Genomic DNA, 23,983 nt, shown 5'->3' on the forward strand with positions numbered 1-23,983 from the left:
GGGGTGCGCCGCCGGAGAGGGGGGTGGGGCTGATCCGGGGGGTTGCGGGGCGCGGGTCGTCGGTGATGGGGGGGAGGGGGGGGGGGGCGGAGGGGTGTTGGAGTTTGTGGAGGGCGACGGTGGGGATGTTGTTGCCGAGGATGACGAGTTGGGGGGCGAACCAGAGGTCGGCGACGTGGTCGGTGGAGAGGGTGAGGGGGTTGGGGAGGGGAGCCTGCGCGGCAGGGAGGAGGGTGCGTATCCAGACGCCGGTGACGGCGACGTAGCTCTCCATGTCCATGCCGTAGGAGCGGTCGTAGGGGCCGGAGATGTTGCGGAGGGTGGGGGAGTAGAAGTCGGCGATGTCGGTCCAGAGGGCGGACTCCATGCGGGAGGCGAGGGTGCGGAGGCGGGGGGTGGAGGCGTAGTCGCGGAGGAGGGCGAGGCCGTAGAGGTCGACTCCGTAGTAGGTGGGGGAGTTGTACTCGTTGAAGGCGTCGTGGAGCTGGAAGAGCTGGTAGACGGACTCGTTCCATTGGGCGGAGCGGGATTGCCAGTCGGGATGCTGGGTGGGGTTGTGTTGGGCGGCGAAGTCCCAGAGGGCTCCGTACATGAGGGCGATGTTGGAGTAGGAGGGGGCGAGGCGGTGGTGGTGGAGCTCGCCGAGGAGGGCGGTGTCGATGGACTGGTAGAGGCGGTCGGCGAGGGGTGCGGGGATGCGGTCGGGGTACTCGATGAGGATGATCTGGAAGATGGTGCCGATGAAGACGCGCCAGTTGGGGTCGAACTCGGACCAGGGGGTGCCGTGGGCAGGGATGGGCTCTTCGGGGGAGCGTTTGAAGGTGCCGTACCAGGTGGGGTCTTCCTGGGGGGCGAGGGAGGTGTATTGCCGCTTGAGGACGGCGTCGAGGATGGTGGCGGCGGTCTTTCTGTCGTCTGCGTGGTCGCGGAGGAGGAGGCCGAGGGCGTACCAGCTCGACTCGCGGACCATGTAGAGTCCGCCTTCGTGGGAGTCTCCGGGGCGGTGGAGGAGTTGGGTGGCGGGGTCGAAGGAGGCGTCGGCTAGGCGCATGGAGTCGTTGAAGAGTTGGCGGGCGTTGGGGGAGAGGGTGTTAAGGGTGACGTGGCGGGGGGGGGGGGCTGCTTGGGTGGCAGTGGTCAGGGTGATGAGGGAGGCGAGGACGGTGAGGCGGAGGACGGTATTTCGCATGGGTCTCCTGAAGGGACCGTGATAGCAGATTGGTGGGAGGTTATCAAATGGGTGGGGTTTCTTGCCGGTGCGGGCGGTTGTGGTTCCCACCCTTCGCGAGAGACAGAGGCGCGAAGGATGGGACACCCGGCTATGGTTCCTAGGATAGGAGGGCGGTCGGGCTTTGCCCGATACCCCACCCTATTTGCGATGAGACTGCAAAAAGGATGGGGCACCCGAGTTGTGCTGGTTCGTTGGGGGTGCGGCTACACTTGTCTTACTTATGGCTACGCGTGTGCTTTCTTACTCGAAGATCAACCTGGGGCTGGCGATTGGGCCGGTGCGGGAGGATGGGTTTCATGGTCTGGTGACGCTGTACCAGACGCTGGCGCTGCATGATGTGGTGACGGTGAAGGCGAGGCGGGCGGCGGAGACGCGGATTGTGATTACGACGAATCATCCGTATGTGCCGACGACTGAGCGGAACACCGCCTGGAAGATGGTGGAGAAGGCGCTGGGGCGGTTGGGGGTGACGGCGGAGGTGGAGATTCACCTGGAGAAGAATCTGCCGGTGCAGGGGGGGATGGGGGCGGGGAGCGCGAATGCGGCGGCGGCGCTGATTGGACTGGAGAAGGAGTTAGGGGTGGCGTTGGGCGAGGCGGAGCGTCTGGAGGTGGCGGCGGAGGTGGGGTCGGATGTGCCGCTGTTTTTGCTGGGCGGGGCAGTGCTGGGGACGGGGCGTGGTGAGGTGGTGGAGGCTATGCCGGATCTGCCGGCGACGGTTTGCCTGGTGGCGGTTCCTGCGGTGGGGGTTTCGACGCCGGCAGCTTTTCGGGAGTGGGATAAGAGGCAGGGGTTAGGGGTTAGGGATCAGGGGTTAGTGAGCCTGGGTGTGGGGATTGGGGAGCAGGTGGGGGAGGCTGAGGTTGGGGCGGTTGTTTTGGGAGCAGCGGGGTTGGAGGCGTCAGGGCTGGGTTCTGGGGGGCTGGTTTCTGTTGGGCCTGGGGTGGAGGAGGCTGGGTCGGTGATTGGCGTAGGTTTGACTTCCGCGTCGCTTCCCGATACGCTTAGAAAGTTGAGTCACGCTTATGCGTCCGTGTTCGGGCGAAGAGAGCCTGGCACTTCCGGTATCGTTCCCAGCGATAGTCCTGAGAAAAAACAGGGTGGTTCTGGTTCTGATGTAATTCAGGACCGGACGGGTCTGGAGAATGATCTCGCGGAGAATACCCTTCTCTCGCTTGTCCGCACCGGGGTTGAAAACGACTTTGAAGAGGTCGTCTTTTCTGAATATCCCTCCCTGCGTGAGATCAAGCGTTTACTGATGGGTGTTGATACGGGAGCTCCTGCGTTGTATGCGGCGCTCTCGGGGTCGGGCTCGGCACTGTTTGGACTGTACGGGTCCATTTCGGATGCAGAGGCCGCTCAACAACGAGTCCGGACTGCCGGTTTGGAGTTTGGGGTCAAGACGTTCCTGACGGAGACCTTGCCCCGGCCGGAGTACTGGGCGAGAATGTTCGCAGGGTAGGCGAAGTTTGTTGTTGCTGCGAAGAGATGGAAGCGATGTAGATTGTTTCGTTTCGCGGCATGACAGATGACGTTACTGGGCGATCGACTAATGGTAGGTCAAGTGCCTTTGAAGCACTTTGTCTAGGTTCGAATCCTAGTCGCCCAACCAAAATGTCGACGCCATACAGGCGATGCAGCAAAGATTTAGGGTTTCCTGAGCGGCACAATCGCCGCCAGAGATTGAGATTCGAGAGCCGCAGGCCGCGGAAGCACAAAGCAGGATTCGGCCGCGGGGGTAGAAGAAGTTTGAAGTTTTGAAGTTGAAGTTGGCGACAAACGGTTTCCGATTTGATTCAAGGTTCAGGTTTCGTATTGAAAGCACCAGTGGTCTTATTTTTCTGAGATTCGAACGAGATTTTTTTGCAAGGTTCTAAACAGGATTTGTAGAGAAGGTTTCAAGGATTGTAGAGAAGTACGAAGCCGCAACAAGGCTTCGGCAGACAAAAGCAGCAGGAACTACCAAGGTCAACCAACCTGGAGGGTTTCAACGTGAGTGAACAAGACACGACTGCGGTTCTTTCCCCTATTTCGGGGCGGGCTGAGGAGAATGAACCAGACTCCCAGTCTGCACCAGCAAACAGCGCTTCGGGTGGCTCAAGCCTACCTAGCGTGCAAGCTAAAGCCTCTCTCATCACCCCGGAGCGGAAACGACCGGGGAAGCTGAGTGAGGCAAAACGTTTCAAGATCTTTTGCGGATCTGCCAATCCCGCGTTGAGCGAAGAGATCTGCAAGTTCGTCGGTGTGCCGCTGGGCGAGACCCGGTTGCAGAGATTCTCCGACGGCGAGGTGCACTTTCAGTTGCTGGAGAATGTTCGCGGAGCGGATGTTTTTCTGGTGCAGCCTACGTGCTTTCCGGTGGATCAGCATCTTGTTGAGTTGCTGATCATGATGGACGCGCTGAAGCGCGCCTCGGCTGGAAGGATCACGGTTGTGATTCCGTACTACGGCTATGCGAGGCAGGATCGAAAAGACCGGCCGCGTGTGGCGATTACATCGAAGCTGGTCGCTGATTTGTTGACCACCGCGGGCGCGAACCGAGCGCTGCTGGTCGATCTTCATGCGGCGCAGATTCAGGGCTTCTTCAATATTCCGGTCGACCATCTGTTTGCCAGCCCGGTGCTGGTGGGGTACTTCCGGGATTTGAACCTGCCGAACCTTACGGTGGTTTCACCGGATGCGGGAGGCGTGGAGCGGGCGAGATTCTTCGCCAAGAAATTGGAAGTTCCTTTGGCCATCGTTGATAAGCGGCGAACCGATATCAACGTGACCGAGGTGATGAATGTGATCGGGGATGTGAAGGGCCGGACGTGCCTGATCCTCGACGACATTATCGATACTGCCGGGACGTTGGTAAAGACGGCAGAGGCGCTGCTGGAGCAGGGCGCGGAAAAGGTTTATGCGTGCGCTTCGCATGCGGTGCTGTCGGGCCCCGCGGTGGAGCGGATTGCAAGTTCACGGCTGGAGCAGGTGGTCGTGACGAATACGATTCCGTTGCGTGAAGATGCGCAGCGGGTGAAGAAGATCAAGGTGCTCTCGATTGCGGGCCTGCTGGGCCGGGCGATCGAGAGTATTCATATGGAGACCAGCGTAAGTACGCTGTTCAACTAAAGGCAGGGGCTAGGGATTAGGGACTAGCGAGCCAAGGCGAAGGATCAACAGCGGCTTATGTCGCAAAGGGAGCGGATAGACTCCGTGCCCGAAAGGAAGATGGAATAATGGCTTCAACGACTTTTGACGCAGTAGTAGCGACACCTCGTACGGGCAAGTTCAACAAGAACCATGCACGGCGCGTTCGCGTGGCTGGCAAGATTCCCGCTGTGGTGTATGGCGCGGGGCAGGACGCGGTTGCCGTGACGGTTGACCCGAAGGTGATCACGAAGATTCTGCACTCGGACTCCGGGCACAATACGATTTTTGATTTGAACGTTGAAGGCGCTTCGCTGGTGAAGGCGATGATCGTGGACTGGCAGAACGAGCCGATCAAGGGCCATCTGCTGCACATCGACCTGAAGCGGATTGCGATGGACAAGATGATGCGCGTGTCGGTGCCGATCCAACTGGTTGGCGTACCGGTGGGCGTGAAGGCGCAGGGCGGAATCCTGGAGCATGTGCTGCGTGAGGTCGAGATCGAGTGCTTGCCGAACGACATTCCGAGCCACCTTGATGTCGATGTTTCCAATTTGGAGTTGAACAGCGCGATCCACGTCTCGGACCTGCCGCACTCGGGCAGCATCAAGTTCCTGGGCGAAGAGGGCGCGACGGTTGCGCACGTCACTTCCGTGAAGGAAGAGGCTCCTGCCGAGGTGGTTGCCGCCGCGGTTGAACCAGAGGTCGCGAAGAAGGGCAAGACGGACGCACCTGCTGCAGCACCTGCGGCCGATGCCAAGGATGCCAAGAAGAAGTAATTTTGCGTGGCCTGCGGATGTCCTGATGGATGTCCGCAGGCTGCGTCAGTTTGTGGAGTGGTTTGCAGGATGTTGGTTGGGAAGGAAAGAGCGGCGTGAAGCTGATTGTCGGGCTCGGTAACCCCGGTATCGAATATCAGTTCACCCCACACAACGCCGGGTTTCTGGCGTTGGACCGGATCGCGGAGGAGTGCGGTGTGGTGCTTACCAATCGACGGGGCCGGGCATTGACGGCGAGGGCGAGGCTGGCGGGAGAAGATGTTCTGCTGGCGAAGCCGGAGACGTTTATGAATTTGAGCGGGCTTTCGGTAGCCGCGCTGATTCAAGAGTTTGAGATCGCCGATGCGTCGCGGGACATGATTGTTCTGTATGACGAGCTGGCGATTCCGCTGGGCACGATTCGGATACGCGAGCGTGGATCGGCGGGCGGGCATAACGGGGTGAAGTCGATCTCGGGAACGCTTGGTACAGAGGAGTGGATTCGAGTCCGCATTGGCGTTGGGAAGCCGGCGCTGGCGGATGGAAGAGAAGTGAAGGCGGGTGGCAAGGATTATCTGCTGTCGCCGATGCGCAAGCAGGAGCTTGCGGTGCTGGATGAGGTGCTCGACCGGGCGCGAAGTGCGGTCGAGGTGGTGCTGACGAAGGGTGTCGGCGCTGCGATGAACGAGTTCAACCGTCTTGTAAAAGACGGGGATAGTAAAGATGACGCAGTTTGAGCGGTAGTTTTATCAACGGATTTTTCCAAACCGGACTGACATAAGACACGTCAGGACGGTGCGAAGCAGAACTTCGCAGAAAGAAGTAAACGAATGAATCGTACCTACGAAATCATGTTCATCGTCCGCCCGGATGTTGAAGAAGCAGACCTCGACAAGCTGATTGAAGGCTTCTCCGCGCACGTCGTCACCGGTGGTGGCGAGGTGAAGAATGTTGAGAAGATGGGCCGCCGCCGGCTCGCGTACACCGTGCGGAAGTTCAATGACGGCTTCTACGTGCTACTAAATGTCGCTCTGCCGGGCTCGCAGATCGCCGAGATCGAGCGCCGTCTGCGCGTCTCCGAGCCGGTCATCAAGTTCATCACGGTTCGCATGGACGAAGAAGAGAAGCGTCTGGCGAAGGTGAAGGCTCTGCGCGACTCGAAGGTAAAGCGTAGCGCACAGCCGAGCGCCGCTCCTGTGCAGCAAGCTGCACCGGCTGCTGCTTCTGTCGCCGAAGCTGCTGCTGAGTCGCCGGTTGCCGAGACGTCCGATGCCGCTGAAGCTTCTGAGCCGGTTGCGACGGAAGCGCCTGCCGAGACTGTCTCCGCAGCGGTCTAACTTTCGACCTGCTAAAGATTGCGATGGCGGGGTTGATATCCGTATCGCGTAACGCACGATGAATTGCCGCAACCTGCTTCCGATTGGCTGTAAGTTTGGCCGGTCGTTTCAGAGACACCAGAGCGTGTCTGGAGCAGGGGAAGGCGTAACGCATTCGAAAGGAAATTGAACATGGCTGATGAAACGAATAGCACTTCTTCTGAGCAGCAGGCTCCTCCCGCGCACACCCCCCGTCCGGCGTATGCCGGTCCTGGCGGCGGTGGCGCACGTCCTCCGCGTCCCGCGGGCCCTGGTGGTCCTGGCGGCCGCAAGTTCTTCCGACGCAAGAAGGTCTGCAAGTTCTGCACGGAGAAGATCGACGCGATCTCGTACCGCGACGTTCGCCTGCTGCAGGGCTTTGTGGCGGAGCGCGGCAAGATCGTTCCTCGCCGTCTGTCGGGCGTATGCACACGGCACCAGCGCAGGCTGAGCCTGGCGATCAAGCAGTCGCGCAATATCGCGCTGCTGGCGTTCGCTGCACGCTTCTAACTTTGGCGGAGCACGGCGCTGAAGCAGCGCCGTACTCTTGCCCACGAGATTGGTAAGAACGGCCCGCGAAGGGCGCGATTCGGAAATCTGGAGAAACTGCAATGGAAGTCATCCTGAAAGAAGATGTAAACAAGCTTGGACATCGTGGCGATGTCGTGAAGGTCGCCGACGGTTACGGGCGCAACTATCTGCTGCCAGGTAAGCTGGCGATTGAAGCGACTACGGCGAACAAGGCCGTGATCGAGCAGATGAAGGCCTCCGCTGTACGCAAGACGGCGAAGGAGAAGACTGCCGCCGAGGCTCTGGCGACGCAGTTGAACGAGGTTGAGCTGGTATTCGAGCGCAAGGTCGGCGAGAACGAGCATCTGTTCGGCTCGGTGACTTCGGGCGATATCGCACAGCAGCTCGAGGCGAAGGGCTTCACGATCGACCGGCGGAAGATCTCGCTGGAAGAGCCGTTGAAGACCATCGGCGAGTACCATGTTCCGGTGAAGCTGCATCGCGAGGTCACCAGCCACGTCAAGGTGACGGTGAAGGGCGATCAGCCGGAGGAGGCTGCTCCGGCCGCTTAGTTTTTGGTTTTTGTTGGATGAAGACGCGTTGCCCTGCCTGGGGTTTTTGGGTGGGGTGGCGCGTTTTTGTTTCGGCCGAGCTATGAGGTTGTTTTGCTGCAACTCAATCTCAGGGAAGCGGATGAAATTTTAGATCTGGGAGCGGAAAGTCCTTACGGTTGTCGGTCATTAATGTCAATTCATGTTCGAGGGCTGTCGCTGCCACGATCATGTCCGCCAAGGAGAGAGTTTGACCCTTCCGAGCCCATGCGTTCTTGAGGGAGCCTGCCCGGCGCGCAATCTTTGCGGTTATGGGATAACAATCGAGGCTGGACAGGAAGGCCTCGGTTTTTGTTTCTTCAGCTGGACGCATACCTGCATAGACCTCTGCGATGTTGATCGTCGCCGTCGCCAGGGTATGGCCACCTGAAATCAATTCTGTTAGCAATGGACGCCGATTTTGGCGTGCGCGAAGTGCGTCGATCAGAACGTTAGTATCCAACAAAAGAATCATCTTGCCTATTTTTTCGACGTTGCTTGAGGGGTGCGTACTTCGCTTTCAGCTCGAATGCTCTTTACCCATGCCTTGGTCCCGGCCACTAGTTCAGGATGGTCCCGTTCGTTCCAAGCAGGCTGATCGTCCTGCAAAAATGAGAGCAGTCGGCGGCGTCGCAGCTCGGCCCGCGCCGTTTCTACCAAAAAAGCGCTACGGCCACGAGGACCGACGGCTTGATCGATTTCTTCGACCAGATCCTGAGGTAAAACGATATGTGCTCTTTGTGATCCCATAGAAAAGTCCCATACCTAGTGTGCCATAGATCAACGCTCTCGGAAAACGGTCGGGCTTTGCCCGATACCCCACCCTATTTGCGATGAAGCTGCAAAAAGGATGGGGCACCCGGATTTGTGGTTAGTCCATTAGTTTGCGGGTTAGGTAGGTGAATTGGGTGGCGAAGGTGTTTGCGGTTTGTTTGAGGTCGGCTCCGGCGCCGTGGCCACCTTCGATGATTTCCTGGTAGAAGAAGGGCTTGTGGAGCTCTTCGAGGCGGGCGGCGAATTTTCGGGCGTGGACGGGGCCGACGCGGTCGTCCTTGGTGGTGGTGAAGATGAGGGGCTCGGGGTAGTGGGCGTCAGGTTTGAGCTGGTGGTAGGGGGAGATGGAGGCGAGGAAGGTGCGTTCGTCGGGGTTGGAGACGGAGCCGTATTCGCCGACCCAGGAGGCACCGGCGGCGATGTGTTCGAAGCGGAGCATGTCCAGCAGGGGGACTTGGATGACGATGGCGTTGTAGAGCTCGGGGTGCTGGGTCATCTGGACGCCCATGAGGAGTCCGCCGTTGGAGCCGCCGACGATGCCGAGACGGCGGGGCGAGGTGATCTTACGGGTGATGAGGTCCTGGGAGACGGCGGTGAAGTCGTCGTAGATGCGCTGGCGGTGGGTCTTGAGGCCGGCCTCGTGCCAGGCGGGGCCGAACTCGCCGCCGCCGCGGATGTTGGCGAGGACGTAGACGCCGCCGCGCTCGAGCCAGAGCTTGCCGGTGGTGCCGGAGTAGGTTGGGGTTCGGGAGACCTGGAAGCCGCCGTATGCGGAGATGAGGGTGGGGTTGGAGCCGTCGTAGACGATGTTCTTGCGGTGGACGACGAAGTAGGGAACCCGGGTGCCGTCCTTGGAGGTGGCGAAGAGCTGTTCGACGATGTCTTTGGAGGCGTCGAACTGGGGTGGGGTGGACTTGGCTTCTTTGAGGGACTGGGTGGCGGCGTCGCCGAGAAGGAGCGAGGAGGGCGTGAGGAAGCTGGTGACGCCGAGGAAGAACTGGTCGTTGACGGTGTCGGTGGAGACGATGCCGACGGTCTGGTTGTCGGGGACTGTGAGCTTGTGAGGCGACCAGGATCCGTCGGCGGCGCGGCTGTAGGTGTAGGCGCGGCCCTGGACGTTTTCGAGGGTGACGAGGAGGAGATGGTTGCGGGTGACTCCGACCTCCTGGACGAACTCGGTGGGAGTGGGGGTGAAGATGGTGGTGGGCTTGAGGTGTTGAGGGTCTTTGGTTACGGCGGCGAGGTCGAGGGAGACGACGGCGCCCTGAGCGAAGGTGGTGGTGTGGCCTTCGGGTGTCCAGGCCTCATTCAGGGAGACGATGAGGTGACCGTGGAGGAGGCCCTCGATGTCGGATTTGCCGGGGAGAGCCAGTTGGACGGGGCCGGTGGGGGTGAGGAGGGAGAGCTCGCTATTGAAGAAGTCGAGGCCGCGGCTGAGGATGGTGGCGGTGTGGCCCTGGGCGTCGTGGAGGGTCTGGATACGGACGCTGACGTCGTTCTCGGTGCCGCGATAGATCTCCTTGGCGGAGTCGAGGGGCTGGCCGCGTTTGAGGAGCTTGACGATGAAGGGGTAGCCGGACTTGGTCATTGAGCCGGCGCCCCAGTCACGGGCTACGAGGAGGGTGTCCTGGTCGAGCCAGTCGACGTTCTGTTTGGAGCGGGGGAGGTTGAAGCCGTTGGGGACGAAGGCGCCGGTCTTGAGGTCGAACTCGCGGAGTGTGTCGGCGTCTTCGCCTCCGGCGGAGAGGGAGACGAGGCAGAGGCGGTCGTAGGGATAGAGGCAGGTGAGTCCGTGCTGGACCCAGCTCTGGTTGTCGGCTTTGGCGAGGGCGTCGTAGTCGAGGACGGTGTGCCATTTGGGGGTGGGCGTGAGGTAGTCGGAGAGCGTGGTGCGGCGGAGGATGCCGCGGACGTGGTGGGCGTCCTGCCAGGAGTTGTAAACGAGGCCCTCATGGAGGTCGGGCGAGGGGAGACGGTCGGGGGATTCTAGGACTTTGAGGGCGCTGGCGGCGAGGGAGGCGAAGCGGGGGTCGGCTTCGAGGATCTTGGCGGAGCGCTCGTTTTCGGACCTGACCCAAGCCATGGAGCGCTCGCCGGAGACGTCTTCGAGCCATTGATATTTATCTGCCGGGATGGGGGCGGCATGAGCGGAGGTTTGCTGCGAGGACATGAGAACTCCTGTGGTTCCTAGGCTTGAGGAGAGGAATAGGACGACGGTGCTCAGGTGAAGAGGACGCATGGTGGGTCTCCTATAGGGTGAGAACCGCTGCATGGGAGCGAGCTACTCGTATTTGAGGGTCTGCACGGGATCGAAACGGGCGGCGCGGTTTGCGGGGATGGTGCCGAAGACGACTCCAACAACGACGGCAGTTCCGAGCGCGATGACCGCGGACCAATAATCGATTGGGATTGCAAAGGGGGTAAAGATGCGGATGGAGAGGGGAATGGCGAGGCCAAGGATCGTTCCAACGAGGCCTCCGCTCAGGGAGAGGAAGACGGCTTCGGTGAGGAACTGGAGGCGAATCTCGAGGGTGGTGGCGCCGAGGGCCTTGCGAATGCCGATCTCGCGGGTGCGGGACTGGACGTTGGCGAGCATGGAGTTCATGATGCCGACGCCGGAGACGATGAGGGTGATGAAGGCGGCGAGGATGAGGACGAGGGTAAGCATGTCGGCGATGCGGGCCATGACGCTCAAGATCCCGGACATGATGAAGGCGTTGTAGACGGAGGTGGGGTGGTGGCGGCTCTTAATCAGAGCGAGAATCCTCTTGGAGGCGGGGAGGACATCCTTGGCGTCCTTGGTGGAGAAGAAGATCTCTTTGACGGTGTCGGTGCCGGTGAAGTAGCGTGCGACGGAGTAGGGGATAAGGATGGTCTGGTCGCTTAGCTCGGATTGACCGAAGGTATCGATGCGCATCTCGGCGACGCCGATGATCTCGAAGGGAATGCCTTTGACGCTGATGGTGTGGCCTATGGCGGCGGCGGGAGTGCCGAAGATGACCTTGGCGAAGGGAGTCACGATGACTCCTACCTTCGCGTGGGAGGAGGCGTCCTGGTCATCGAAGAAGCGGCCGGCGACGACCTTTAGGTTACGAATGTCTTTGTATTCGGGGGAGACGCCGAGCAGCATGGTGTCTTTGGTGACGCCGTTGGGGATGCTGATGCTGTCGTGGGTCTCGAGCATGGGCGAGGAGGCGGTGATGCTGGGAACCTGCTCCAGGACGGCTGTCATGTCCTCGCGGGTCATGTAGTCGGGGCTGGTGGTGTTGTCGGGCCCGGCGACGCTGCCGCCGGAGAACTGCATCTCGATCATGTTCGGTGCGATGGAGGAGAGCAGATCCAAGGCAAACTGCTTGCCGGTGAGACCGACGGTGACGACGAGAACGATGGAGGCGGAGCCGATGACCATGCCGAGCATGGTAAGAAGAAAGCGGACCTTGCTGGCGCGGAAGCTGTCGATGGCAAGCTTGACGACCTCGCTGTAGACCATGGTGGAGCGAGCACTGGCGAGGGTGCGATCGAAGGAGGTGGCTTTCGCGTCTTTCTGGAGTTCGGTAACAGCCATAACTTGTTAGATTAGACGCCTTTTCCGCGCGGAATGGTGCGATTTTTGCCGCCAGCGGCTCCTAAAGGGCGGTGGGGAGGCTTTTGGTGTCTTTATGCCTTCTTTATTCCGTGGGTGGCAGGCTAAGTGTATGAGAAGTAAGAGAAGGCAGATAGCGACCTGGGGTGCGGATCAGGGCGACCGCATCGAGGGGGATGCGGTGGCGTCGCCGGAGGGCGGGAGCTCGTTCGTCGCGGGACTGCTTTATGCTTTGCTCTTTCCGGTGCTAGTGGGGGCGCTGATTGTGGGCTGTCTGGTTCCGCAGCGAGGCGGGTCTTCAATTACGGGCAGGTTTGGGTTGCCGGAGGTGGTTCTGGCTGCTCTTGCGGTGGGAGCCGTGGTGGTGCTGGTTGGGGTTCTGGTGATGATTGTGGTCTTTCATCTTCGATCCGGCGAGAAGGCGGAGGCTACGTGCGGTTGTGGCGATCGTGATTCGGTGGAGAGCCAATGAGGGAGCGTGGAGGTCAGCAGGCGAGCCGGTTGGGGAGGGGCAAGAGGTTCTTCTTGCTGTTCGTTGGGAAGAGGCTGCCGCCGTCACATGCCGCGATGCCGGAGAAGAGCGAGCCGGAGGCGGAGACGTTTCTGCTTGCGGTGATGGGTGCTACGGTTTTGGTTTTGGTGGTGGTCTTGTATGCGTGGTTGCGGGGAAGAGTCTAGGCAGCTTGCTTGAGGCGGATTTTTTAGACCTGGGCGAGGCCGCCGTCGATGGCGATGTCGGAGCCGGACATGTAGCTGCTGTCGTCGGAGGCTAGAAAGACTACGGCCTTGGCGATCTCTTCCGAGGTGCCCAGGCGGTGCATCGGCATGGTGGTAGCGAGCCTCTTGTTTACCTGCTCGATCTGCTCGTCGGTGAGGTTGTGGGTCTTGAGGATTGGCGTATCGATGTACCCGCCGCTGACGACGTTGACACGGATTCCGCGATCGGAGAGTTCGGTTGTCCATGTGCGCGCGAAGGAGCGGACCGCGGCTTTGCTCGCGGCGTTCACGGTCATTCCGGAAACGCCTTTGACCGCGGCGACCGAGGAATTCAATATGATCGAACTCCCTGGACCCATGAGGGGAAGGGCTTTCTGGACGGTGAAGAGGACTCCGCGCACGTTGGTGTCGAAGGCCAGATCGTAGTTCTGCTCGGTGAGCTTGTCGAGAGTTGCGTGCTGATTGGTGATGCCCGCGTTGGCGAAGAGAATGTCGATGCGCCCTTTCTCTGCGGAGATCTGCGCGTAGAGACGATCCAAGTTGGCTAAGTTGGTTACGTCTCCCTGTACTGCTGTTACGTTTTTTCCGATCAGCGCTACCGCCGCATCGAGCTCTCTCTGCCGGCGTCCGGTGATGTAGACGTAGGCCCCTTCGGCGACGAAGTATGCGGCTGTTGTAAGCCCGATGCCGCTGTTGCCGCCGGTGATGACTGCTATTTTTCCTGCCAGTTTGCTCAAGCGACTCTCCTCACAGTTTTGGAAGATGAGCTTTCATAGCAAACATGATTGCTATCATGTTTGCCATATGCCAAGCATGATCTATAACATGAATAATGTCAAGGACTGAGAGAACGGAGGAAGATCATGCGATATCCAGCGTCAGAGACTGCTGAAAAACACACACGCATTTTGCAGGAGGCGTCGCGGCTGTTCCGTGAGCGGGGCTTCTCGGGTGTCAGCCTGAGCGAGATTATGAAGGCAACGGGATTGACGCATGGGCCGTTCTACAATCACTTCTCTTCCAAAGAGGCTCTGATGGCAGAGAGCACCGAGTACGCTATGCGCGTGTCGCTCGAAGGCCTAGAGAAGGTTGGTAACTCTCCTGAGATAGATGCCGTTCATTTGGATCGGTATCTCAGTACGTATCACCGTGACAATCCGGGCAAGGGTTGCAGCATGGCGGCACTAGCCGCTGAGATTTGCAGGGAGCCTGCGGTTCAGGGCCCGTTCACGACACAGGTGAAGGCCGTGATCGAAAAGATGGCGACCTATCTTCCCTGGCGCTCCAAGCGGACGGCGCGCGCGGATTCGATTCGGCGGCTCTCTGCGGTTGTGGGTGCGGTGATTTTGTCCCGGGCGGTGAATGATGATGCACTGTCCGATGAGATTCTGCGAGAGGTGCGGAAGGGGTTTGTGTAGAGGTTTTGTTATTGATTGAGGTGTTGTTCGGTGAGCGCTTCCAGCCCTTCTATGGCTGGAAGCGGTAGCCTACGTAGTTTTCGGTGAGGAGATAGCGGGGGGTTGCGGGGTCGGCTTCTAGCTTGCGGCGGAGTTGGCTGATGTAGGTTCGCAGGTACTCGCGTTCGTCGCCGTACTCGGCTCCCCAGATGGTGGAGAGGAGACGATGGTGGGTGAGGGGCTTGCCAGCGTTCTGCATGAGTAGATGGAGGAGACCGAACTCCTTGGGGGTGAGGTGGATGTCCTTCGAGTGCTTCATGACGCGATATCCGACGGGGTCGAGAGTGATCTCTCCTACCTGCAGGGTGCGGTCGGCATCCTCGTTGAGGACGCGGGTTCTGCGAAGCGCGGCTCGGATGCGGGCGGCGAGCTCGGATAGCTGGAAGGGCTTGGTGACGTAGTCGTCGGCGCCTGCGTCCAAGGCGGCTACCTTATCTTCTTCGCTGTCGCGAACGGTGAGCACGATGATGGGAAGCGAGGGGTGGGCTTCGCGAATCTTTCTGCAGGCGGCCATGCCGCCCATACCGGGCATGTTGAGATCGAGGAGAACGACGTCGTAGTGGCCGTTGCGAAGTTCGGCGATGCCGTACTCGCCGGTAGAGGCCTCCTGGATGGTGAGGCCGACGGCTTGAAGGGTGCTGCGCAGACTGTGACGGAGGGCGGAGTCGTCCTCGATGATGAGTACTGAGCCTGGAGTCTGAGTCATGGAGTATCTCCTGTGAGGGGAAGTGCGATGTGGAAGGTGGTGCCGGTTGCGGGATCGCTTTCGGCCCAGATACGGCCGCCATGGGCTTCTACGGCGCGCAGGGAGGCGGAGAGTCCTACGCCGGTGCCGGAGGCGCGGTGTTCGACGGCGCGGCTGCGGTAGAAGCGACGAAAGATCAGCTCGCGCTCTTCGGCTGGGATGTATGAGCCTTGGTTGTGAATGGAGACGGTGACGGTCTCCGGAGTGAAGGCGGTGGAGACCAGCACCTCGGTGCTGGATGGGCTGTATTTCAGTGCGTTTTCGAGGACCTGCAAGAATGCCATGCTGAGGAGCTCGGGGTCGGCTTGGATGCGTTGGCTTTGGTGGGTGAGGTTGGTGCGAAGGCGCGTGGGATCGAGTTCGGGGCCTATCTCGCTGGATGTGGTGTTCAAAAGTTCGGTGAGGTTGATGGGAGCGCGGTGGAGTTTTAGCTCGTGGAGTTCGAGGCGGTTGGTGCGGAGCAGTTTGTCGGTGAGGGCGGAGAGGCGGGAGGTTTGGCCGTCGATGAGGTCGACGAGCTCGCGCTGGATGGGGGTGAGGCCGCCGATCTCGATGAGGCCAGCGCTGGAGATGGCGATGGTGGTGAGAGGTGTCTTGGCGGCGTGGGCCAGGCCGTCGAGTACGGCAGAGCGTAGCTGCTCGGAGAACTTGTCGGACTCTGCGAGGACTTCGGCTTTGAGGGCGCGGGCGCGTTCCAATGTGGAGGCTACCAGGTTGGCGATGGCGCTGACGGCGAGGGGATCGAGTTGGTGACCGCATAGAACGATCGCGCCGATGGGGCGGGCGGCGAAGTGGAGGATGCGGACGGAGTCGGGTCTGTGGTCGAGATCGAAGTTGCTTCGGGCCATGAAGGCGGCGCGCAGGGTCTCCCGGGTGTCTCCTGCGTTGCCGCTGAAGGAGAAGGTTTCGGTGGATGCGTTCCAGATGCCGACTCCACTGAGGTGGAAGGCCTGTTCGACGAGCATGCAGAGTGGGAGGCCGATTGGGGCTCGCCAGTCGAGGAGATGGGCGTCGCAGGAGAGTTGATAGAGCAGGCGTTGTTGCTGCTCTTGCTGTTTGAGGGCGCGGCCGGTGCGCTGGACCTTATTGGAGAGGTGGCTGGCGAGGAGCGAGACGCAGGCGAAGCTGGAGAGCGCGGTGATGTCCTGCATGGAGGTGACGCGCAGAGCGTACATGGGCTCGGTGCAGAAGAAGTCCAGGCATACGGTTGCGCAGAGGGAGGCTATGACGGCAGCGGCAAATCCGAGGCGCCATGCGACGACGAGCGCACAGAGAAGGTAGATGGGGATAGTCGTCGCGAGGCCGAGGGGGTGATGGATGCCGGTTGCGCCAAAGGCGATCATCGCCGCACAGGCGAGGGCGGTTCCGAGGACGGATTTGGTTCGGGAGTAGATCGCGTTCCCTCTTGGCTCTGAGGTCAGGATAGAGGGCGCGACATAAAGAAACTGTAATGATGCGTAGGCCAGGAGTACTACGATCTTTAGGCCTTCTTGAGGGGTTTCATCGTGAAATCGAAGTTACCGGCCAGCCCGGAATGGAGATAGTATGAACACCTTTGGAGGGTTTTTCCCAGTAGATGCCTGTAGGAGAAGCAAGGGGTCGTTGCAACGGCTCGTTGGACATCTTCTCTATGGATTTTGTTTTGTCCTGTTGGCGCATGCTTGCTTTGCGCAGTCCACCTTTGGAACGGTTCGAGGCACTGTACAGGATTCGAGTGGAGCCGCGATTCCAGGCGCCACGGTGACCGTGCACTCGATCACCGAGAGCACAGACCGCTCGGTTACGACGGACGATGCGGGGCAGTTCGATGTCGAGAATCTGAAGCCAGGCAGCTACAGTGTCATGGTGCAGCGGGATGGATTCGGCAAGGCACTGGTTCCGTCGGTTTTGCTTGCGGCTCGGCAGGAGCTGCGTCTCCCGATGACGCTTAAAGTAGCGACGGATAACACCACGGTCGAGGTGGTGGCGCAGTCGACAGGGATCAACACAGAGAATGGCGTGATCGCCGATGAGAAGAGCAATATACAGATCACGCAGTTGCCGCTGAATAATCGCGCGACGACGACTAGTCCGCTGGGTGCGCTGACGCTTTCGCCGAATGTGCAGCAGGATAGCCAAGGCAATCTTTCTATAGGCGGCGCGAGCTCCTCGATGGTGAACTTCTCGGTGGATGGTATATCCACTGCAAACGTGAGGCAGAATGGAGCGCTGCAGGATGCCTATCCTTCACAGGAGGGAATCTCAGCGGTCAAGGTCACGGCGTTCAACAACAGCGCAGAGTTTTCGCAGGTTGGCGATGTGACGTTTGTTACGAAGGGCGGAGGGAATCAGTTTCACGGGAGCGTATTTGAGTATCTGCAGAACGATGCTCTGGATGCTTCGCCGTATGGATTTAGCGGCAAGGCTCCGAAGCGCTTCAACACGTTTGGCGGTTCGCTGGGTGGTCCTGTGGTGTTGCCGAAGTTATATAACGGCCACGACCATACTTTCTTCTTTGCTACTTATGAGGCGAACCGGCGCACCACGTCCGTGGCACAGCAGTTTCTGGTGCCGACGGTGGCGGAGCGCAATGGCGATCTGACTGCATTGGGTGGAGGGATTATTCCTGCTTCGCAGATCAATCCTACGGCGAAGGCGCTGCTGGCGTTCTATCCGCTGCCTAACGTGGCGGGGCAATCGAATATCAACTATGAGAACTTCCAGAGCACGCCAGCCTCGACGGATGGTGCGGATGTGCGCATCGACCAAACGGTCAATGCCAAGCAATCGGTATATGCGCGTTTCAGCAGGAAGAACATTACGTCGGATGTGGCGAATCCCTTTCTGCCTAACGATGAAGATAGCATTCACAATCGCAGCTTTCTGGTCTCTTATACGTACAGCATTACCCCGAGGCTGTTGAATGAGTTTCGTTTCGGCTTCACGAATGTGATCACCAATGTGAACTTCCCGATCGAAGGCGCGGATGCACTTACGCAGCTCGGATTGACCGGGGTGGATATTAGTCAGCACCCGACCACCCATGCCTTCCCCACGTTCAACTTCAGCAGTGGTACGGGCTTTACGCCGATCGGGCGGGACAAGACGGGAGTTACAAAGTCCAAGACACTACAGCTCACCGACAATGTTACGTTTTCGTGGGGCAAGCACACGATCAAAGGTGGAATTGATGTGCGTCGGGTTAGGTACCAGGATACTGAACTGTTCCTGCCGTCGGATGACTTCGGTCAGTTTACGTTTGGGCCTACTGTGACGGGCAATACGTTTGGCGACTTTTTGAACGGTACTCCGACGACGTTGTTCTTTGCTGTATCGAGCCCTGATGTTGCCGGGACCGCGTGGCAGTACAGCTTGTTTGCTCAGGATGAGTACCAGGTTAGCCGCAGGCTGACGTTGAGCTACGGGCTGCGCTGGCAGGTGTTGCCGGGCTTTACGGGTGACGGAGGAAACTTCGCGAACTTCGATCAGCGGACGAACTCGATCGTGGTTCCGGATGCGTTGTCGGGCTATCTGCAGCAGAATAATCTGCAGGGTTCGAACCTGGCGTTTCAGCAGTCCTTCAATGCCTGCAATCTGGGGAATAACTCGCTGCCATGCACGAACTATGTGACGGCCAGCCAGGATAAACTTCCACAGTCTTTGCGTAAGACTTATAAAGGTAATTTCCAGCCGCGTGTGTCGCTGGCGTACCGTCCGTTCAGCGATACGAAGACAGTGGTGCGGGCGGGCTTCGGTATATTCACGATGACCAACCTGGGGCCGTTGTCGTTCAACAATAGCGGCAACCCTACTTCGAATCTGCATACGTATACGAACTGCACTCCGGGCGCTCAAGGATGCACGCAACCACTGATCCAGTTTCCGAATACTGCGCCGGCTAGTACGACGACGCAGATTGGAGGTGGCAGCCTGGATCAGGGAGTGGATCCAAACTATCGCGATCCTCAGTCGAACCAGTGGAATCTGACGGTTGAGCGGCAGCTTACGAGGAACGATACGTTCCGCGCGAGTTACGTCGGAATGCATACTTACAGGCTGAATATTACGGAGGATCTGAATCAGATTCCTGCGAGCACGACGCCGTTCCAGACGACTGCGGCTAGTCCTTTTGTTGATCCGCGGGCGCCGTATCCGAACTGGTTTGAGTTATTCAGCACCTTCAATGCGGGCACGCAGAACTATAGTGCGCTCGAGCTTGAAGTTACGCATGCGCCTTCGCATGGGCTCTACTTTGACGCGGCTTATACGCTGGCGAAGAATTTGGCGGACAACCAGGGAGATACACCGACGGTCTTTGCCGGTGAGGTGAACTATGGTGTGCCAATTACGGACCGCTTCAATGTTTCGCGGAACTATGGCAATGTCTCGGGGACGCGTCACAATCGCGCATTGATCTCAGGGGCCTATCAGCTACCGTTCGGACCGGGGAGGCACTATCTGACGTCGGGATGGATGAGCCAGGTGTTGGGAGGATGGGAGTTGAATACTGTCTCGCTGCTGGAGACCGGACCTTGGCTGACTCCGAGTATCAGCCCGGGCGGCAGCCATATCGATACGCCCGGTGGACCCGCCATTGCGAACGACCAATCGAACACTAACGTCACGAATCGTGGTGCTACGTTGCGGCCGGATGTCGTCTCGCAGAATTTTTCCAAAGGGCAGACACGAGATCATTTCTTCAACCTGGCGGCGTTTACTCCGACTCCGCAAGGGGCGGGGAGGTTCGGCAATGCGGGGGTCGGTATCCTGCAAGGGCCGGGAACGGTTGCGGTGAGCCTAGGTACGGCGAAGGTCTTTCGCGTGAATGAGCGGGTTCGAGTGCGATTCGAGTCCAGCTTCTCGAACGTGTTGAATCATACGAACTTTGCACCGCCTCCCACGCAGATCGACAGTCCTACGACGTTCGGTGTTTTGAGCGCTCCGCAGACTGCTGAAAATGCAGGGAATCGAACGGGGCAAGCTGCACTGCGGGTAGATTTCTAGGCTTCGCAGGCTACATGTATTCCTTGAACAACATCTAAGCGGGCGGGGCTTCGGCTCCGCCCTCTCTTTTTCGAACTCGTTATAGGTTCTTTACTACTTACTTATACGGCGGAGAATAGGCTCTCGATTGGCGCATTGCGGTTTGGAATTGAACTGCAGTTCGTTACGGAGAATCTATGAAACGAATCAATTACAACTTACTTAATCCACTTACCTTTGTCGCAATCTTCTTACTATTGAGTTCTCTGGCCTACAGCCAGTCGCAAGATATTCCTTCCGAGCAGATCTCCGCGACTGTAAATACTCCCTACCTTTTTGGTACTTCGACGTTTCGTTCTTCTGCTCTGCCAGTCGATCCAATACAGAGACAGGGAGCTGGCGCTCCTTCCGAGCAGCCTACGCCTGATCTTCAGGGTGGCAACTTCTTTCAGAGACTGGGCCGCTTTTATGGGCAGGACTGGAAGGGAACTTTGCCATCTGCCCCTACCCCTGTACGCCGCAGCCTGGAAGCTCCATTAGATTCTCCTCCGTTTCCTAATGCGGACTGGGGCTATGGCGGATCGCCTGCGATCGGTACTCCGGATGGCAATGTTTATCCGCTGATGACCGCGCTGAAGCTGCAGAATCATCGGACGAAGATCTATGGCTGGATCGCTCCTAGCTTCAATGTAAGCACCTCGGATAAGAACAATTTTCCGGTGTCTTATGACATCTTTCCTAATAGCGTTGTTCTGAACCAGGCGGTGGTGTATCTAGAGCGGCTCCCGGATACGGTGCAGAAGAGCCACTTCGATTTTGGATATCATCTGACTGCGTTTTATGGGAATGACTATCGCTTTACGACGGCGAAGGACTACTTTAGCCAGCAACTGCTGCAGAAGAATCGCCGCTATGGGTTCGATCCTGTGCTGGAGTATGTAGACTTCTATTTCCCGGTGAAAGAAGGCCTGAATATTAGGGTTGGACGCTTTCTTTCCGTGCCGGGAATTGAGGCGCAGCTCGCTCCGAATAACTACAATATGACTCACTCATTGCTTTATACGATTGATCCATTTACAGATACGGGAGTTATCGGAACGCTGAAGCTCAGCAAGCAGTGGATCGTGCAATTAGGACTATCCGCCGGGCATGATGTGGCGCCGTGGTCGGATGATCGCAAGCCTTCACTTATTGCTTGCCTGAGCTATTCGACGAAGAGCAACCACGATAACTTCTATGCGTGCGCGAATGGCATCAACGACGGTAAGTACGCCTATAACAATCTGCAGCACTACGATGGGACTTGGTATCACAAGTTCAATTCGAAGTGGCACATGGCGACCGAGGCCTGGTACATGTACGAGCGAGAGGTTCCGAACGTGGCGGGCAATGTTGCGAATCCGATCGCTACAGAGACGGGTGCGAATGGAGCCTTTTGCAAGGCGGGAGTTCAGACCTGCACGGCACCGGAGTATGCGATTGTGAACTACATCAATCGAGAGGTGAACTCGAAGTTTGCTGTGGGTTTTCGTTCGGACTTTCTGGATGATAAGAAAGGACAACGGACGGGCATCGCGACGAAGTATACGGAGAACACCTTGTATGCGACGAAGTACTTCGGCAGCACAGTGATTCTGCGGCCGGAGATTCGCTTCGACCACTCGTGGGATCAACGGGCGTACAACAACGGGAAGGCCAGGAATCAGTTCTTTGCAGGGATGGATCTGATCTATAAGTTTTAGCCGTCTGTAGGAGGCTATTTTGTAAATTATTCAATGCCTGCGCTTTAGAACTCGTGTCGCCGCATCGTACAATGGTGGAACCACATGAGTTCGCAGGCGCGGAGGGATGTGTGAGTGGTTGAAACAGGCGGTCTTGAAAACCGCTTTACCCTAGCGGGTAACGGGGGTTCGAATCCCTCTCCCTCCGCCATTGATTGAAAGCCCTGCCCTGGAACAAATCAATATTTCCCAAATCCCAGAACCTGTTAGAGATTTTGGCCTGCGCCGAGGTGAGCTGCCAACCTTTGGTTGGTCATAGGGATCCCTCATATTTGTCTCAGCGATAAGATGTCCGGTTGAATCGGCTCGAGGCTACTTAGGGCGAATCGATGCGAGGCTTTCATGGCCGTGTTCTATACTGCCCGGCATGGATACCCGTCTACTTATCGTTCCTGCAACAGAAGGCTACAGAGTTCATGTCTTGGCTCCTGGTAAACCAACCCGCAGTTGGTTGAAGGTCTACCGGACTAAGTCGTTTTGTATATGTGAGCTACTATGCGCTGAACTGATCAGCGCCGAGGAGTCCGAGGAGGCGTTATCGGAGGACTTCGATTGCAACTGCTCCATGCTGGTCTTTCAGAAGGATGTTCCCCTCGACGTATTGAGAGCGATCGGATTTGTGGAGCAGAAGATATACCTAGTGAACTAAGGCGTCTTTTCCGGGACGCCGCTATCGATTTCTTTCCTTGTTTGACTGCAATCTTATGCAGCTGTTTGAAGAGCTATTCTGAAACCATTGTGAGAGTATGTAATCGTTACGATGGCGACGAAATTAGCTGCGAAGTCCGGACGAAACAGAACTTTTCATCGTGATCAGCCACGGGTGGCGTTGATTGTCGAGACCTCAACGTCCTTTGGGCGAACTTTGCTTTCTGGAGTCGCGCAATACGTGCGCGAAAATGGACCCTGGTCGATGTTCTTTACCGATCGAGCCGTTAATGAACTACCGCCTTCATGGCTGAATAGCTGGACCGGACACGGCATGATATCGAGGGTTCCATCGCCTGAGATTCGGAACATCGTTGCAGCCAAGCATATTCCGGTGGTCGATCTGAATGAACAGACAGGCGACATGGGGGTGCCTCTGATCTCAAATGACCATGCGGCCATCGGGCGGATGGCTGCAGAGCACCTGATCGATCGGGGATTTCGGCAGTTTGCGTTTCTCGGACATACCGGTCATCGATGGTCGGATCGGAGGGGCGAGACGTTTGCTAAGACTGTACGAAGTGCGGGGTACGACTGCGAGATCTACGCCGGTCAGGTTAACAGGGGCTCCGACCTGCGTGAAGGTGCGTGGAATGTGGAGTTGGATCAACTTGCTCTCTGGGCGGCCTCTCTTCCAAAGCCCGTTGGAATGATGGCTTGTACCGACTTTCGGGCGTTGCAGTTGTTGACCGCCTGCCAGATGGCAGGAGTTGCTGTACCTGAACAAGCGGCGGTACTTGGAGTAGGTGCCGACGATGTGGCTTGCGCTTTATCGGATCCGCCGCTTTCAAGTATCGTGTTGAACGCCTGGCGCATGGGCTACGAGGCGGCTGCTCTTCTGGATCGGATGATGAAGGGCGAGAAGGTGCCGCGTGGATTCGAGATGCCGATGCCTCCCCTTGAGGTCTCGGTGCGTCAATCGACCGATGTGGTTGCGATATCCGATCCGATGGTAGCGAATGCGGTCCGCTTCATTCGCAAGAATGCGGATAAAGGCATCAACGTTGAAGATGTCCTTCGACAGTTGGGGGTTTCACGCACCACCTTGCAGGAACATTTCCGCAACGCTCTCGGTAGTTCTATTCACGATCTTATCGTTTCGACGCGTCTTAGCCGTGTGAAGCAACTGCTTTCGGAGACCGACCTTACTTTGGCGGAGGTCTCGATGCGCTGCGGATTTCGCCATGTGGAGTATATGAGCGGCCTTATGCGGCAGCACACCGGCTCAACGCCAGGTCAATTTCGGCGGGAACACGGGCTCGCCAACAGACCTCAACGACGTTCCTGATTCGACCGCCATCTATTCGTGCTCGTTTGACAGGGGATCCGTTGCGCGAAAAGTTTGTCCAATCTGCATCCGTTGAAAATCATATTCTCGTCGTCTAAATTCTTATTCTCATTCCAGTGGCTGGTTTCGATGAGAGTCATAATTGCCAATGAATATTGATTATGAGCGAAGACTCTGGGACCGCTAGAAGCAGAAATTTGTCTTGCGAAATTCGTAAAAAATAACCTCGTGTTCATCAAGTTGCGCGGTCCGGAGAGATAGTCTGCGCCTATACCAAGTGCCCATCGTAGTGACACTTCGCCGATGAGACGCTGCCCGTCTGTGCGGTTTTCGTGTCGTTCCGGGCTACAACTTCATACCTTCACTCCGATTAGGCTGCACAGGACCATGGCCGA

General features: G+C 58.2%; 21 protein-coding genes and 2 tRNA genes. 15 read left to right on the forward strand and 8 right to left on the reverse strand.

Annotation, left to right across the window (positions count from 1 at the left end):
* Positions 1–1,189, reverse strand: a 1,189-nt coding sequence (locus HB393_RS12080) for a hypothetical protein (protein WP_213805445.1), incomplete at its 3' end; no start/stop codon positions are given.
* A 262-nt stretch (positions 1,190–1,451) separates the two neighbouring features.
* Here HB393_RS12080 and HB393_RS25200 point away from each other — a divergent pair.
* The 8 genes from HB393_RS25200 to rplI all read left to right on the forward strand — a co-directional run bounded on the left by HB393_RS25200 (position 1,452) and on the right by rplI (position 7,555).
* Positions 1,452–2,693 carry a 4-(cytidine 5'-diphospho)-2-C-methyl-D-erythritol kinase gene (locus HB393_RS25200; RefSeq protein WP_255551022.1) on the forward strand — a complete coding sequence of 414 codons (1,242 nt, stop codon included), beginning with the start codon at positions 1,452–1,454 and terminating at the stop codon, positions 2,691–2,693.
* 76 nt (positions 2,694–2,769) lie between these two features.
* Positions 2,770–2,843, forward strand: a tRNA-Gln gene (locus tag HB393_RS12090).
* 521 nt (positions 2,844–3,364) lie between these two features.
* Positions 3,365–4,342, forward strand: a complete 978-nt coding sequence (locus HB393_RS12095) for a ribose-phosphate pyrophosphokinase (RefSeq protein WP_345945189.1) — start codon at positions 3,365–3,367, stop codon at positions 4,340–4,342.
* A 107-nt stretch (positions 4,343–4,449) separates the two neighbouring features.
* Positions 4,450–5,139 carry a 50S ribosomal protein L25 gene (locus tag HB393_RS12100; protein ID WP_213805446.1) on the forward strand — a complete coding sequence of 230 codons (690 nt, stop codon included), beginning with the start codon at positions 4,450–4,452 and terminating at the stop codon, positions 5,137–5,139.
* A 95-nt stretch (positions 5,140–5,234) separates the two neighbouring features.
* Complete coding sequence (gene pth, locus HB393_RS12105) at positions 5,235–5,855, forward strand: aminoacyl-tRNA hydrolase (RefSeq protein ID WP_213805447.1); 621 nt, start codon at positions 5,235–5,237, stop codon at positions 5,853–5,855.
* Between the two features lie 93 nt (positions 5,856–5,948).
* Positions 5,949–6,455 (forward strand): 30S ribosomal protein S6, encoded by a 507-nt coding sequence (gene rpsF, locus HB393_RS12110; RefSeq protein ID WP_213805448.1) that lies wholly within the window; start codon positions 5,949–5,951, stop codon positions 6,453–6,455.
* Between the two features lie 171 nt (positions 6,456–6,626).
* Positions 6,627–6,983 (forward strand): 30S ribosomal protein S18, encoded by a 357-nt coding sequence (rpsR, locus tag HB393_RS12115; RefSeq protein ID WP_213805449.1) that lies wholly within the window; start codon positions 6,627–6,629, stop codon positions 6,981–6,983.
* A 101-nt stretch (positions 6,984–7,084) separates the two neighbouring features.
* Complete coding sequence (gene rplI / locus HB393_RS12120) at positions 7,085–7,555, forward strand: 50S ribosomal protein L9 (protein WP_213805450.1); 471 nt, start codon at positions 7,085–7,087, stop codon at positions 7,553–7,555.
* Positions 7,556–7,664: 109 nt separating this feature from the next.
* On the opposite strand, the gene HB393_RS12125 is transcribed toward rplI, so the two are convergent.
* From HB393_RS12125 to HB393_RS12140, 4 genes are all read right to left on the reverse strand, one after another.
* Positions 7,665–8,048: a type II toxin-antitoxin system VapC family toxin gene (locus tag HB393_RS12125; RefSeq protein ID WP_213805451.1), complete on the reverse strand. Its 384-nt coding sequence runs from the start codon at positions 8,046–8,048 to the stop codon at positions 7,665–7,667.
* Between the two features lie 5 nt (positions 8,049–8,053).
* A complete protein-coding gene (locus tag HB393_RS12130; RefSeq protein WP_213805452.1) occupies positions 8,054–8,323 on the reverse strand; it encodes a hypothetical protein in 270 nt (89 codons plus the stop codon).
* Positions 8,324–8,444: 121 nt separating this feature from the next.
* A complete protein-coding gene (locus HB393_RS12135; RefSeq protein WP_213805453.1) occupies positions 8,445–10,586 on the reverse strand; it encodes a prolyl oligopeptidase family serine peptidase in 2,142 nt (713 codons plus the stop codon).
* A gap of 42 nt (positions 10,587–10,628) precedes the next feature.
* Positions 10,629–11,912 (reverse strand): ABC transporter permease, encoded by a 1,284-nt coding sequence (locus tag HB393_RS12140; RefSeq protein WP_213805454.1) that lies wholly within the window; start codon positions 11,910–11,912, stop codon positions 10,629–10,631.
* A 130-nt stretch (positions 11,913–12,042) separates the two neighbouring features.
* Here HB393_RS12140 and HB393_RS12145 point away from each other — a divergent pair, with 130 nt between their 5' ends.
* Complete coding sequence (locus HB393_RS12145) at positions 12,043–12,402, forward strand: hypothetical protein (RefSeq protein WP_213805455.1); 360 nt, start codon at positions 12,043–12,045, stop codon at positions 12,400–12,402.
* Positions 12,399–12,608, forward strand: a complete 210-nt coding sequence (locus HB393_RS12150) for a hypothetical protein (RefSeq protein ID WP_213805456.1) — start codon at positions 12,399–12,401, stop codon at positions 12,606–12,608. The genes HB393_RS12145 and HB393_RS12150 overlap by 4 nt, the downstream gene beginning before the upstream one ends.
* A 23-nt stretch (positions 12,609–12,631) precedes the next feature.
* Here HB393_RS12150 and HB393_RS12155 read toward each other — a convergent pair whose 3' ends face one another.
* Positions 12,632–13,384: an SDR family oxidoreductase gene (locus tag HB393_RS12155; RefSeq protein WP_213805457.1), complete on the reverse strand. Its 753-nt coding sequence runs from the start codon at positions 13,382–13,384 to the stop codon at positions 12,632–12,634.
* 126 nt (positions 13,385–13,510) lie between these two features.
* Here HB393_RS12155 and HB393_RS12160 point away from each other — a divergent pair, with 126 nt between their 5' ends.
* Positions 13,511–14,065: a TetR/AcrR family transcriptional regulator gene (locus tag HB393_RS12160; RefSeq protein WP_213805458.1), complete on the forward strand. Its 555-nt coding sequence runs from the start codon at positions 13,511–13,513 to the stop codon at positions 14,063–14,065.
* A gap of 49 nt (positions 14,066–14,114) precedes the next feature.
* Here HB393_RS12160 and HB393_RS12165 read toward each other — a convergent pair whose 3' ends face one another.
* Both HB393_RS12165 and HB393_RS12170 read right to left on the reverse strand, forming a co-directional pair.
* Complete coding sequence (locus HB393_RS12165) at positions 14,115–14,810, reverse strand: response regulator transcription factor (protein WP_213805459.1); 696 nt, start codon at positions 14,808–14,810, stop codon at positions 14,115–14,117.
* On the reverse strand, positions 14,807–16,327 hold the full coding sequence (locus HB393_RS12170) for an ATP-binding protein (protein ID WP_345945190.1): 1,521 nt from the start codon (positions 16,325–16,327) through the stop codon (positions 14,807–14,809). The genes HB393_RS12165 and HB393_RS12170 overlap by 4 nt, the downstream gene beginning before the upstream one ends.
* A 124-nt stretch (positions 16,328–16,451) precedes the next feature.
* On the opposite strand from HB393_RS12170, the gene HB393_RS12175 reads away from it, so the two are divergent.
* The 4 genes from HB393_RS12175 to HB393_RS12190 all read left to right on the forward strand — a co-directional run bounded on the left by HB393_RS12175 (position 16,452) and on the right by HB393_RS12190 (position 23,588).
* Entirely contained in the window at positions 16,452–19,832 is a 3,381-nt protein-coding gene (locus HB393_RS12175; RefSeq protein ID WP_255551025.1) for a carboxypeptidase-like regulatory domain-containing protein, read from the forward strand.
* 176 nt (positions 19,833–20,008) lie between these two features.
* A complete protein-coding gene (locus HB393_RS12180; protein WP_255551026.1) occupies positions 20,009–21,553 on the forward strand; it encodes an outer membrane beta-barrel protein in 1,545 nt (514 codons plus the stop codon).
* A 100-nt stretch (positions 21,554–21,653) separates the two neighbouring features.
* Positions 21,654–21,743, forward strand: a tRNA-Ser gene (locus tag HB393_RS12185).
* A gap of 738 nt (positions 21,744–22,481) precedes the next feature.
* A complete protein-coding gene (locus tag HB393_RS12190; protein WP_213805462.1) occupies positions 22,482–23,588 on the forward strand; it encodes a DNA-binding transcriptional regulator in 1,107 nt (368 codons plus the stop codon).
* The last annotated feature ends 395 nt before the right edge of the window (positions 23,589–23,983 follow it).

The sequence above is a fragment of the Granulicella sp. dw_53 genome, from assembly GCF_018449545.1.
Taxonomy (GTDB): Bacteria; Acidobacteriota; Terriglobia; order Terriglobales; family Acidobacteriaceae; genus Edaphobacter.

Coding starts and splice junctions, on each gene's coding strand:
- HB393_RS25200 (WP_255551022.1), top strand. CDS start 1,452: ATGGCTACGCGTGTGCTTTCTTACTCGAAGATCAACCTGGGGCTGGCG.
- HB393_RS12100 (WP_213805446.1), top strand. CDS start 4,450: ATGGCTTCAACGACTTTTGACGCAGTAGTAGCGACACCTCGTACGGGC.
- rpsF (WP_213805448.1), top strand. CDS start 5,949: ATGAATCGTACCTACGAAATCATGTTCATCGTCCGCCCGGATGTTGAA.
- rpsR (WP_213805449.1), top strand. CDS start 6,627: ATGGCTGATGAAACGAATAGCACTTCTTCTGAGCAGCAGGCTCCTCCC.
- rplI (WP_213805450.1), top strand. CDS start 7,085: ATGGAAGTCATCCTGAAAGAAGATGTAAACAAGCTTGGACATCGTGGC.
- HB393_RS12125 (WP_213805451.1), bottom strand. CDS start 8,048: ATGATTCTTTTGTTGGATACTAACGTTCTGATCGACGCACTTCGCGCA.
- HB393_RS12130 (WP_213805452.1), bottom strand. CDS start 8,323: ATGGGATCACAAAGAGCACATATCGTTTTACCTCAGGATCTGGTCGAA.
- HB393_RS12135 (WP_213805453.1), bottom strand. CDS start 10,586: ATGCGTCCTCTTCACCTGAGCACCGTCGTCCTATTCCTCTCCTCAAGC.
- HB393_RS12140 (WP_213805454.1), bottom strand. CDS start 11,912: ATGGCTGTTACCGAACTCCAGAAAGACGCGAAAGCCACCTCCTTCGAT.
- HB393_RS12145 (WP_213805455.1), top strand. CDS start 12,043: ATGAGAAGTAAGAGAAGGCAGATAGCGACCTGGGGTGCGGATCAGGGC.
- HB393_RS12150 (WP_213805456.1), top strand. CDS start 12,399: ATGAGGGAGCGTGGAGGTCAGCAGGCGAGCCGGTTGGGGAGGGGCAAG.
- HB393_RS12160 (WP_213805458.1), top strand. CDS start 13,511: ATGCGATATCCAGCGTCAGAGACTGCTGAAAAACACACACGCATTTTG.
- HB393_RS12165 (WP_213805459.1), bottom strand. CDS start 14,810: ATGACTCAGACTCCAGGCTCAGTACTCATCATCGAGGACGACTCCGCC.
- HB393_RS12180 (WP_255551026.1), top strand. CDS start 20,009: ATGAAACGAATCAATTACAACTTACTTAATCCACTTACCTTTGTCGCA.